Source organism: Sphingobacterium multivorum (assembly GCF_900457465.1).
GTDB classification, from domain to species: domain Bacteria; phylum Bacteroidota; class Bacteroidia; order Sphingobacteriales; family Sphingobacteriaceae; genus Sphingobacterium; species Sphingobacterium multivorum.
In genome coordinates this window covers 252,616-263,901 of sequence record NZ_UAUU01000008.1, presented here as the reverse complement: position 1 = coordinate 263,901, position 11,286 = coordinate 252,616, and the positions used below count along the sequence as shown (strand labels likewise).

Sequence of the window (11,286 nt, the reverse complement as noted above, 5' to 3'; positions counted from 1 at the left end):
GAATAATTTATTTTATTCAAAAGGGACCTTATGTCCCGTTGACAAAGGGAAAACTCTGAACCATTTATTAAAAATGAAACTGACAGGAATCTTATTGGCGACATCCATGATGGGCGCCTACGCTTCAAGCTCCGCTCAGATAACTTTACATGCCCAAAATACCAAGATTGAGACTGTCCTGGAAAGCATTACCAAACAGACTGGTATACATTTTATCTTTAAAGAAGGATTACTAAAAAACGAAAAAGCAACGGTTGAAATCACAGATGTATCACTCGATAAGGCTTTAGATAAAATTTTCAAAAGCACCGCTTTCTATTACATGTTACATCGTGGTACTGTTGTTATCAAGCGTAAAAATGAAGATATTTCTTTGCCAGAACAAAGTACGTCCGGCATATCCAATCTGCAGCAGCAAGTCATAAAAGGAAAAGTACATGATACCAAGGGAAATCTATTGACTGCTGTAAGCATCCTGCTAAAAGGCTCCAATACAGGAACTTCGTCGAATACGAAAGGAGAGTTCCAACTGACACTCCCCGATGGCAAAAAAGGAACCCTGATTTTTAGTGCAGTCGGATTCAAACAGCTAGAAATCCCGATTAACAATAAATCGGAGCTAAATGTTATTATGGATGCAGATGAAGTGGGGCTTGATGAAGTGGTGGTCGTCGGCTTCTCCGAAGTAGACAAAAAGCACGTTGCATCTTCCGTATCACAAATGGATATGGAGAAAATAAAAAATCGTCCAATTTTTAAAATGCAGGATGCTTTTTCAGGAACGATCCCAGGAGTCACAATGATGCGCGGAAACAGTATGCCGGGAAGTGTTCCGGGTACCATCTCTATTCGCGGAATCAGTACCTTACAAAATGCAGATCCTTTGGTCATCGTAGACGGTATGGAACAGAGCATACATGATATTGACCCGAATCAAGTTAAAAGCATTACCGTCTTAAAAGATGCCGCATCCGCTTCCATGTATGGTTCCCGTGGCGCAAATGGCGTTATCATCATCGAAACAGAACGCGGACAGACAGGACAGTTTAAAGTCGTTACCAACAACTGGTTTGCAGTCAATAAACCCATTGATCTTCCAAAATTTGTCGGAGCCGTTGATTTTATGAAATTGCGGAACGAAACCTTAATCCAACAGGGACAATCTGCGATCTACCCCGAAGAAACAATAAACAAATATGCTTCCGGAGAATTAAAAGAAGTCAATTGGCTCGATCAAGTCATGGAACGAACGTCGACAGCAATGAATAATAACGCAAGTATATCTGGCGGTGGTGGGGTTGGTACTTTTAATTTAATGCTTGGCCATATAAAAGAAAATGGCCTCAATAAGATTGAAGGTACTCAAAAGTTTTCGGCACGTTTCAATACAAATATCAACATTGCCGACAAATTTGTATTAATGGCCGATTTCTATGCGCACCGTCTACAGGTAGATCGTCTTTTGGCAAACGATGATGGGCACGGCCTTTATAAACAGGCCTGGCGCCTGAACCCAACGCAACAAATTTTTTATGATTCTGACCTCCCCGAACACTATATACTGCATAATAACATCAACCCAATTGCTTCAATAAAACACGGTGGTACAAAAAACAATATGTATGATCGTAGTACCATCAATTTACGTCCCAAATATAACATCAACAGCAATTTCAATATTGAGGGAAATGTCTCCTACATGATTAACAAATCGGCCAATAAACAAAAAAGGTTGACCTATAAGTTCTTTGATGAAAATGGTGCTCCGGCAGCAATTTGGGGAAATGATGTCAATGCCTCGCAAGGTGTTAGTGAAAGCCAGCTCACCGCTCGGATGCTGATTAACTTTAACAAAGAGCTCCGCCAGCACAAAGACAAGATCTATCTAACCGCAGGTTCAGAAGTCATGAATTACACCTTCACCGATTTTAGAGAAATCAGCAAAGCTTCTTTTTTCGGTAAATTAAATTATTCCTTTAACAACCGCTATATTTTAGAGTTGACTGGACGTTCAGACGGGAGTAGCAAGTTTGCCCCCGGTCATCGCTGGGGATTTTTTCCCTCGGGAGCTTTCGCCTGGAACTTACATAACGAACATTTTTTTAAACCTATTCTCGAATCGGGAACAGTTAATAACATTAAGATACGAGCTTCCTATGGACTTATCGGAAACGAAAATGTAGCGCCATACCTCTGGCAGGAATCTGTTAATACCTGGGGCTGGACAATACGTGTTCCCAATCCAAATTTCTCCTGGGAGAAACAGAAGCAATGGAACCTGGGCCTAGACGTCAATGCATTTAAAAAATAGACTATCCTTTACGGCAGAGCTTTATCATAAAAATTCATACGATCTTATTTATGACCAATTTGCCGTGCCTCCGCTCACGGGATCAAATAGTCTGGAATCTGCGGTCAACATCGGTGCCGTGGAAAATAATGGTTGGGAGCTGTCAGCAAGCTGGTCCGACAAAAAGGACGATTTTTCGTATACGATTGGTGGAATGCTTTTTGATAACCGCAACCGAATGCTCAAGGCGGGCTACAATGAAAACGATAGATTGATCTTTAAAGGCGATAATAACCGAATCTGGTACAAAGGTGTCCCAATCAACAATTATTATGGCTTCCAGTCTGATGGCTATTTCCAAACGCAGGCGGAAGTTGACGCAACGCCCGCTAAAATGCCAAATTCAAAACCTGGTGATATCCGCTACGTGGATAAAAATCAGGATGGTATAATCAACGATGAGGACCGCAGCTATCTGGCAGACCCTCTTCCCATTATAACTATGCTATAAATCTGGACTTTCGCTATAAAGGCTGGGATTTTCAGCATTGGGTCAGGGGATCGGAAAGCGCACGGGCCGCTTGATCGGGCCAAGAGGCCTATCCGGTGTATGTTGATGGAAACAGTAACGACCTCGGCGCACCACGTGTCGAATATGTAGCAAACCATTGGAGCCCCGACAATCCGAATAGCCGTTTTCCACGTCTTTGGACGGGGCCAAGCCCCAATACCTACTCAGTGATGTTTGGCTTAGCAATGCTGCCTTTTTCCGTATCAAGTCTCTTCAGCTTGGTTATACATTTCCTAAAATCGGCAAAGCATCAAAAATTTTAGAATATATGTTAATGCGCAGGATGTATTCACGTTCACGAAATGGGAAGGTCTTGACCCGAACGTATTGATGTCGATAGTCCTGGAACAAATGATGGGAACGGAAATTATCCACGTATGGCAACCTACAGTGTTGGACTGAGTGCGAGTATTTTTTTAAACTATGCTAATGAAAAAGAAAATTTTAACCTTGATAATTGCGCTAGCAACGTTAAGTAGCTGCGAAAAATTTCTTGATAAACGAGATCCTACCGCAACATCCTTCGACGAGTTCTTCAATACCGAAGAAGATTTACGTCGGTAGTCACAGTAGTTATTTGGATGTTTTTATGGGACCAGGAGAACGTCGCCTGCTCTTCTATATGTTAGATGGTCGTAGCGATAAACGCCTATGCTAGAATAGAGACAGACCACCATATGATCATTGCCAATGGCAATATGACAAGCAACGCACGTTTGGCTGAGTACTATTGGACATTATATAATAAACACGTGGGCGGATCAATACTTACCTCGCGAATATTGACATTCCCTATGTGGAAAATGAGTCGATAAGACAAAAATATAAAGCAATCTTAGAAGCCCTACGTATCTGGCATTATTTCAGGATCACTGAAGTTTGGGGTGACGTACCTTTTGTCCTAGTCCCGGTTACACTTGAAGAAGCAATACCTCCAGTAACGCCGAAAGCTGAAATACTGAACAAACTATTTGAAATGAGCCAAGATGTGGCAAACAGGCTCCCTGAAAATGAAGGTACCACAAACGCCTATATGTTCAACAAATACTCCTTCAAAACGTTGGTCATGCGATATGCTCTTTACAATGGACGCTATGAGCTTGCCGCAACCCTTGCGAAGGAAATAATGGACAGTGGCAAATATCAACTTCACCCCCAATATGCTAGCCTATTCAATTATCAAGCAGACAAGACCAATAAGGAGTTTATCATCAAATTTGACATGGAAAGCCACAATAATTCTGCTACAAATTCCTTTCAGCATCTTGCCCCACAATATAAGACCGGAAATGGGCAATCTTATGTCGTTCCTTTGAAGTCTTTGGTTGATAGTTATTGGACACTACAAGGACGTTCGATTGACAAATGCCCCTTACACAGCAAGCAGGAATATGAGCTCAACCCCAAATTAAATCGCGATCCACGTTACACAGCAAGTATTTTTGGGCAGGGCGACCTATTCAACAAAGAAAAAATAGATATTTATGATTCAAAGAGTCTATTCTATTATCAAAACTTACGAAGCAGCCGATCGGGCTATTGGTTTAAGAAATTTGTCGATGAAGCTGATGCATTTCGGACGGGAGGTAATATGTACTTTCCTTTGGCACGCTACGCAGAAGTGTTATTGACCTATGCCGAAGCCAAAATTATGCTGAATAACGTAGATGAATTAGCGAAAAGCTGTATCAATCAGATTCGACAACGTGCAGGACTCGATATGAATGTAGCAGATGTCAATCTCACGGTGAGATCTCAACAAGAATGGATTGACTTAATTCGCAATGAACGAAGAGTCGAATTTGCCGGTGAGGGGCTGCGCTATAGTGATATTCTTCGATGGAAAACAGCAGAAGTAGTTCTTAATCAACCTGCATTGGGTCATATGCGACAAAGTGCGGACGGGAAATCTGAGGTGCTTAAAATTGAAGATAGAAAATTTTTGAAACATCAATACCTCTGGCCTTTCCACGAAAGTAGCTTTCAAGTCGAACCCAATCTGATCCAAAACCCGGGATACTAATGAAACAATAAAACAAGGGTAGCGCTTATACCACGCTACCTTTGTTTTATTCCTGCCGACTGCTATCTTTAGGAATTTCAGGCAATTGCGCACTAGTATGCCCATCAATTTTTTGTGCTGCGGCCATTGAAACTACCAAATCATTCAGCATAGTGCTTGCTGCTGTTGGTGAATTTGGAAGCAAGACCAAATTGCTTCTGCTATTTGCTCCAATGGCATTCAGCGTATCATAATGTTGCGTCACGACAATTAAGGCAGAAGCTTCCTGTGCATTGATATTGGCCGCATTCAGCATTTTTACCGATTCTTCCAGTCCCTTCGCAATCTCTCTTCGCTGGTCTGCAATCCCCTGCCCCTGTAATTTTTTAGATTCTGCTTCAGCTTTTGCAACGGCAACAATTCGTATTCTTTGTGCCTCAGACTCATATTCTGCGGCAGTTTTCTCGCGTTCAGCAGCGTTGATTCTGTTCATAGCATGTTTCACCTGTTCATCAGGATCAATATCTGTCACCAATGCTTTGATAATATCGTAACCGTAGCTTTGCATCGCATCCTGCAATTCACTTTTTACAGCAATGGCAATATCGTCTTTTCTTACAAAAACATCATCTAATTTTGTTTTTGGAACTTCAGCACGCACAACATCAAAAACATACGATGTAATCTGATTTTCGGGATTCTCCAGACGATAATACGCGTCTTTTACATTATCTCTGATTACCTGATACTGAACAGAAACTTTCATCTTAATGAAAACATTATCCAATGTTTTGGTATCAATTATGACATCCAATTGCTTTATCCTAAGATTCAGCCGCTTAGCGATCTGATCCAAAAATGGAATTTTTAAATGCAAACCGGCATGACTTACTTTTAAAAATTTACCCAGCCTTTCTATCACGGCCGCAGACTCTTGCTTTACCGTATAAAATGAAGCAAATAATGTAATAAGTCCAAAAAAGACCAAAATTCCTAAATATAGCATAACCTTAAATTTAATATTGGTGATCTACAAACTTACACGTTTACATTGTCATTCTTCTACTTCTTACATAATTTTTCGATAAAGTTCCGAAACTCGGTTATCCATCCTAAAGATAGCCCAACGCTACATTTTACTGTGCTAGCCAACGCTGTGTTCTTTGCAATCTTGGCATAAGCCCCCCGCGATGTCCTTGCAAAAGCTCACTTTCAAAACGAAGCCACTGCTATTAAAATAGCTATCAAGGTTAATTGGCGTTTAATATTTATTCTGGTTGGATAATGACATAATGGATAAATTGAAATTCGGTTTTAATGCGTGTACGGATGCGGGTAATTGCTTCGGTAATATATTCTGTATCAAGATCATCCTTAAAATCAATGATAAGCATCAATATAACGTCTTCAGGAGACTGATAGGTAGACAGCAAGCTCAGACTTTCCCTGGCGAGAATAAACGAAACAAAAACCAACAGCACCCCAACAATTACAGAAGCTAATCCATCCAATTCGGGAATCTGCAGGGAATGGCTTAGCGACATGAGGATCATGACAATCAATAGTCCCGCCACTGCTGCTCCATCCTCAAAAACAACAAGAAAACTGGAGGGGTCTTTGCTTTTAATGATCGCATCCCACCAGCCAACCCCCTTTCGGGTTTTGTTGAATGCTTTTACAGCAATAATAAAAGAAGTACCCTCAAAAAATAAGCGAGAGAATCAAGACGATATAATTCCAGAAAGGATCTTTCATCAATTCGGGCTCCCGTATATGCATCACTCCCTGATAGATGGACAGCGCTCCACCCAAACCGAATATGAGAATAGAAACCACAAAGGACCAAAAATAAAGCTCTTTTCCATAACCAAAAGGATGAGACTGGTCGGGCGCCTTTTTACTACGTTTCAATCCATATAATATCAACAGCTGATTAGCCGTATCAACTGTGGAATGAATTCCTTCAGAAATCATAGAAGAACTGTTGGTAAAAGATTCGGCGATAAATTTGGTCAGCGCTATCAGTAGATTGGCAGCAAGGGCACTGTAAATTGATGTTTTATTATTGTCCATGATATAATAGCCTCTATTTTTTGCTGTCCGCCATGAAATATTATACTTAAAATTATTCGATACTATTATTTTCAAACTGCCGTCACCCAATTTTTGTTTGCTTTAAATAGCTTCAAACATGGTTTAGTGCGATTTTTGTTATTTATCATTAAGATGACCCGTACTTTTACCTTTTTTAAAGTAGTTTTATATCCATATAATTGTCTTTATAACACCATACGACATCTTTATGAACAGCTCCGAACAAATAGAACAATTACGAATTGAAAATCTCGAGCTCAACAACCGGATTACTGAACTAACTGACTTTATCGACAGTGCATCTCTAGCACTACATTGGGTTAACCGGGAAGGGGTTATTATTTGGGCCAATCAAGCTGAACTTGACCTTCTTGGTTATCGTAAGGAAGAATATATTGGTTTCCCCATTGCAGACTTTCACACAGATCAGGATACCATTTCGAAAATCCTACACATGCTTTTAAATAATCAACGTGTGGAGGATTATCCAGCAAAGTCTGAGGTGCAAAAATGGAGATATAAAGCATGTTGTTATAAATTCCAGTGCTTTGATGAAGGATGACGAATTTGTCCATTCGATGTGTTTTACCAAAGATGTTACGGAAGCCGTACTTGCAGAAAAAAGAAGAGATAAACTCACAGCAATCCTGCAGGAGAAGGAAGAGCGACTTCGCCTTGCCATCGCCTCTACCGGACTTGGGACCTGGGATTGGGACGCTGCGAAAGGAATAGTTCAACTTTCCCCACAGGCTCAAGAAATTTTGGAACTTTCTGCCCCAATCCAAAAGAAAGAAGCGATGATAACGCTCATCCATCCGGAAGATCAACCCGCTATTTTCCAGCAAATGAGAGGGCTGAGCGAAAATAAAATGGACGGCCATTTTGAGTTTACCTGCCGCATTATAAGACCTATCACACATGGGATTGCCTTTGTAAAAATCACGGGATCGGCTTTCTTTAGCGGCAGCAAAGAATCGCGCAGGATTATCGGAGCGCTTATGGATGTGACAGATCAGAAAAAAGCGACAGAAAAAAGTGCCGAACTCGCAGCCATTGTTAACTCATCCTACGATGCGATTATCGGAAAGACACTAGACGGTATTATAACCAGCTGGAACGACGCTGCGACGAATCTTTTTGGCTATTCAAATGCGGAAATGATCGGTCAGTCCATCCTAAAATTAATTCCACGAGATAGGCATTCTGAAGAAGATTATATCCTGGGGCGAATGCGCATGGGACATTCCATCAAGCATTTTGAAACTGTTCGGCAGACAAAATCAGGCAAATTGGTCGATTTGTCGCTGACGATATCCCCCATAAAAAACGATCTCGGCGAGATCATTGGTGTATCAAAAATTGCAAGGGATATCAGCGAAAAAAAGCAGGAAGAGAAGCGAAAAAATACGTTTATATCCGTAGCAAGCCACGAACTCAAAACACCGCTCACCACAGTCTTGATGAGTGCGCAGATGATGCAACAGCATGCAACTATATTTGGTGAAAAAAGTGCCCAGATAGGAACTAAGATCGAATCCCAAGTAAGAAAAATGATGCTCATGATTGCGGATTTTCTAAGTATAACGGAGGTAGACGAAGGAAAATTGCAACTTCACCAAACCATTTTTCAGCTTGACAAATTAATGCGAGACTGTATTAATGATTTGGAAACGAATCGGCACAGCATTGAACTGCGTTGCGATCCTACCGTTCATATTTTAGCTGACTGGCCCAAAATGGATCAGGTTTTTGCCAACTTACTTAACAATGCCATAAAATACTCTCCCCACGGCGGAACGATTATTATTGGCACGCAGATAATAGGCGAAAAAGTACGTATATATGTTCAGGATGAAGGGATTGGAATCGAGCCCAAACATCAAAAAAATATTTTTAAATCATTCTATCGGGTGGATAACCTAAATACTTCTAACATATCTGGATTTGGCATCGGCCTATATTTGGTCGCAGAAATCCTGCGAAAACATGGTTCACAGATACACGTTTAAAGCGCCAAGGATAAGGGATCTATTTTCTATTCTGATTTTCCGTTCACCTACGCTTCAAACTAAATAAATCTATAAGCCTACTAGATCTACATTCCAGCAGATCTACAGTATTAATATACCGACTAGAGCAGCCCGACCTCACTTTGTCTAATAACTAACTCTTTCTGGGCAAATTGTATTTCAAGTTTTTTCTTGAATTGTTTCCAGTAGGCATGGTCGATTTCAGCAACCATGATTTCATAAACCACATTCTCGTCTTTAATTGGCTGTTTTTTAGGATCGATCCATATACCAATGGCAGGGGCACGCGTATAAGCTGTTATCCCGCCAAAGTCTTTAATGAGCTGCTTACCAATATCCTGAAATAGTTGAGCGGAGAAGGGTGTTCCCGACGCATCGTAGAGTGGAAGAAAAAGTTCAATTTTTTTGATGGGCTGACTGTTACTTTTTGCTTTTTCTATTGCCTTACATGCATCTTTAGCACTTAGAATTTTCAAAGGCTGGAAATTTTTGCCTTCCTGTTTATTATAATTTATGAAGAACTGTTGCAGTTCATCGAGCACGGTTTCAGGCAATTGGGCGACACGATGAATGTGACCAAAGACGGCTGAAGCCTCTGGCACAACCAAAAACCGGTCATTTTCTACAGTGTCGCCATCTTTATTTTGCTGTATCGCCTTTATTGCACCAATTATTCTGCATTTCAATATACAGCCAGGAAACGTCCCTTGTTCCGAAATAACGATAATATCCAAAGGGTCACCATCCTCTCCTACCGTGCCTGGGATAAAACCGAAATCATAGGGGAAAACTGAGCCCAAAGGAAGGTATTTTGCTAGAACAAATCCGCCACATTTTGGCTCATAGTTGTATTTAGCATTTGAATTTTTGGGTGTTTCAACCGTGCAGAATATGTATTTCATCGTCATTTATAAAATGGGTTTCGGCTCAATATCGACTTATTAAAACTAATGAGTTTTATAGTGAACAGTAGCATCTACAATTTCGTTTACGATTTTATAACAAATTTAAAGCGTCTAGGTCTTTACACCTTTTGCCTTTTTGATAGATTGCTCTATCTTTCCCAAACGCTTTCTCCAGGCCATGACTTGCGGTTCTTCATATCTTGGAAGGCCATCCTCCTGCATTAATCCCAGTACTTTAGCCAAACGCTGACTTAAGTCCGCTGACCCACCGTTCAGCTTCTTCCATTTGCGCTGATCTTTCAACAGATCATTTTCATAGGCGGCGAGCGCCTTCTTTATGGTACTTAGCTCTTTCTTGTACATTTTCTGCCTATGATATACAATCATGAGCCGATTATATGCAGCGGTATGCAGCTTATCCTTTGCGATAACTGTATGATAGTTTTTGACAGCATCCTCCAATTTGCCTTCGGATTCTAACAATTTAGCCTGTTTCATTAATTGATTGATAGACAGACGTGCTGTGGATCTTTGATCAGCCATTTCAATACGAGTGTTCGAGACCATAAAACGCGAGTATAAGCCCGGATCATAAAGCGATTGCCTTTCCTAGGGAATCTCGATAGAAGGACAAGATTCGGCAAATAATAGTTTGTCTACTGATTACATCCTAACTAGAACCTTTTCACTCCGCAACTATTCCAGCGTTGCTAGCTGGAATTCTTCAGTACGATGTTAGCATTTTAAACGAATACACAATTGGTTAAAACTAATTCCTGTATAGTTCTCTTTACTTTCTAAAATCTCAAACTTAATCATTTTAAAACTAAGTCATTATGAGCACTATTCTGATAAAAGATATCATTCAGCAATTAAAGGATGTGGAGCACGCCGATCTATGGATCGATGAAAATTTTGAAAAAAAATTAGCTACGGTGAGCGAATCATCTGTTTATGAGCGTCCTATCCCAGAAATGCACAGTGTAGCGGAACTGATGTCGCATCTCATTGAATGGCGTAAGGAGGTTCTAAGCCGTTTGAAGGGAAATCCACGGGGACTCGAAATGAACGAAGCTAGGAATTGGCGAACGAATGACGAACTGAAGACAACAGGCTGGAAAAAGCTGTTGGAAGATTTCTGGGATAGTCAGCGACACGTTATTCACTTTCTCAACGGCAAAGACGATTCCTTCCTCGAGCAACCCTATAAACATACGAATCCTGATTTCCCGCATAACCTCAAATACCTCCTGACAGGCCTTATCCATCACGATTTTTACCACCTGGGTCAGCTGGGTATCACTATTAAATTTTTGAAGCTAAAAAACACGTGAATGTAATATGAGATAGTTGCGTTGGTCATTTTTTTGAAACGATACTGTTTTGACCACTGT

The 11,286-nt window shown here is 40.7% G+C and carries 11 protein-coding genes; 6 read left to right on the top strand and 5 right to left on the bottom strand.

Annotation, left to right across the window (positions count from 1 at the left end):
- Positions 1-73: 73 nt before the first annotated feature.
- The 3 genes from DTA23_RS09565 to DTA23_RS09560 all read left to right on the top strand — a co-directional run bounded on the left by DTA23_RS09565 (position 74) and on the right by DTA23_RS09560 (position 4,884).
- Positions 74-2,311 (top strand): SusC/RagA family TonB-linked outer membrane protein, encoded by a 2,238-nt coding sequence (locus DTA23_RS09565; protein ID WP_218565338.1) that lies wholly within the window; start codon positions 74-76, stop codon positions 2,309-2,311.
- Positions 2,295-2,801 (top strand): TonB-dependent receptor, encoded by a 507-nt coding sequence (locus tag DTA23_RS27550; RefSeq protein ID WP_218565337.1) that lies wholly within the window; start codon positions 2,295-2,297, stop codon positions 2,799-2,801. Before DTA23_RS09565 ends, DTA23_RS27550 begins: the two co-directional genes overlap by 17 nt.
- Positions 2,802-3,657: 856 nt before the next feature.
- On the top strand, positions 3,658-4,884 hold the full coding sequence (locus DTA23_RS09560) for a RagB/SusD family nutrient uptake outer membrane protein (protein WP_218565336.1): 1,227 nt from the start codon (positions 3,658-3,660) through the stop codon (positions 4,882-4,884).
- Positions 4,885-4,930: 46 nt separating this feature from the next.
- On the opposite strand, the gene DTA23_RS09555 is transcribed toward DTA23_RS09560, so the two are convergent.
- The 3 genes from DTA23_RS09555 to DTA23_RS28830 form a co-directional block, all read right to left on the bottom strand.
- On the bottom strand, positions 4,931-5,869 hold the full coding sequence (locus DTA23_RS09555; protein ID WP_070568567.1) for an SPFH domain-containing protein: 939 nt from the start codon (positions 5,867-5,869) through the stop codon (positions 4,931-4,933).
- A gap of 262 nt (positions 5,870-6,131) precedes the next feature.
- Positions 6,132-6,437 carry a cation diffusion facilitator family transporter gene (locus tag DTA23_RS28835; RefSeq protein WP_239468698.1) on the bottom strand — a complete coding sequence of 102 codons (306 nt, stop codon included), beginning with the start codon at positions 6,435-6,437 and terminating at the stop codon, positions 6,132-6,134.
- A 127-nt stretch (positions 6,438-6,564) separates the two neighbouring features.
- On the bottom strand, positions 6,565-7,011 hold the full coding sequence (locus DTA23_RS28830) for a cation diffusion facilitator family transporter (protein WP_239468699.1): 447 nt from the start codon (positions 7,009-7,011) through the stop codon (positions 6,565-6,567).
- Between the two features lie 154 nt (positions 7,012-7,165).
- Here DTA23_RS28830 and DTA23_RS09545 point away from each other — a divergent pair, with 154 nt between their 5' ends.
- Positions 7,166-7,519: a PAS domain-containing protein gene (locus DTA23_RS09545; protein ID WP_112374548.1), complete on the top strand. Its 354-nt coding sequence runs from the start codon at positions 7,166-7,168 to the stop codon at positions 7,517-7,519.
- Positions 7,509-8,966, top strand: coding sequence for a sensor histidine kinase (locus DTA23_RS09540; RefSeq protein WP_112374547.1), 1,458 nt, complete (start codon positions 7,509-7,511; stop codon positions 8,964-8,966). Before DTA23_RS09545 ends, DTA23_RS09540 begins: the two co-directional genes overlap by 11 nt.
- Positions 8,967-9,088: 122 nt before the next feature.
- On the opposite strand, the gene DTA23_RS09535 is transcribed toward DTA23_RS09540, so the two are convergent.
- Both DTA23_RS09535 and DTA23_RS09530 read right to left on the bottom strand, forming a co-directional pair.
- Complete coding sequence (locus DTA23_RS09535) at positions 9,089-9,889, bottom strand: inorganic diphosphatase (RefSeq protein ID WP_172462366.1); 801 nt, start codon at positions 9,887-9,889, stop codon at positions 9,089-9,091.
- A gap of 114 nt (positions 9,890-10,003) precedes the next feature.
- Positions 10,004-10,459: a hypothetical protein gene (locus tag DTA23_RS09530; RefSeq protein WP_218565335.1), complete on the bottom strand. Its 456-nt coding sequence runs from the start codon at positions 10,457-10,459 to the stop codon at positions 10,004-10,006.
- A gap of 269 nt (positions 10,460-10,728) precedes the next feature.
- Between DTA23_RS09530 and DTA23_RS09525 the strand changes: the two genes are divergently transcribed.
- A complete protein-coding gene (locus DTA23_RS09525; protein WP_112374545.1) occupies positions 10,729-11,226 on the top strand; it encodes a DinB family protein in 498 nt (165 codons plus the stop codon).
- Positions 11,227-11,286: the final 60 nt, after the last annotated feature.

Bases quoted from the DNA above. Each gene is read 5' to 3' on its own strand.
- DTA23_RS09565 (WP_218565338.1), top strand. From the start codon at position 74: ATGAAACTGACAGGAATCTTATTGGCGACATCCATGATGGGCGCCTAC.
- DTA23_RS27550 (WP_218565337.1), top strand. From the start codon at position 2,295: ATGCATTTAAAAAATAGACTATCCTTTACGGCAGAGCTTTATCATAAA.
- DTA23_RS09555 (WP_070568567.1), bottom strand. From the start codon at position 5,869: ATGCTATATTTAGGAATTTTGGTCTTTTTTGGACTTATTACATTATTT.
- DTA23_RS09545 (WP_112374548.1), top strand. From the start codon at position 7,166: ATGAACAGCTCCGAACAAATAGAACAATTACGAATTGAAAATCTCGAG.
- DTA23_RS09540 (WP_112374547.1), top strand. From the start codon at position 7,509: ATGAAGGATGACGAATTTGTCCATTCGATGTGTTTTACCAAAGATGTT.
- DTA23_RS09535 (WP_172462366.1), bottom strand. From the start codon at position 9,889: ATGAAATACATATTCTGCACGGTTGAAACACCCAAAAATTCAAATGCT.
- DTA23_RS09530 (WP_218565335.1), bottom strand. From the start codon at position 10,459: ATGGTCTCGAACACTCGTATTGAAATGGCTGATCAAAGATCCACAGCA.
- DTA23_RS09525 (WP_112374545.1), top strand. From the start codon at position 10,729: ATGAGCACTATTCTGATAAAAGATATCATTCAGCAATTAAAGGATGTG.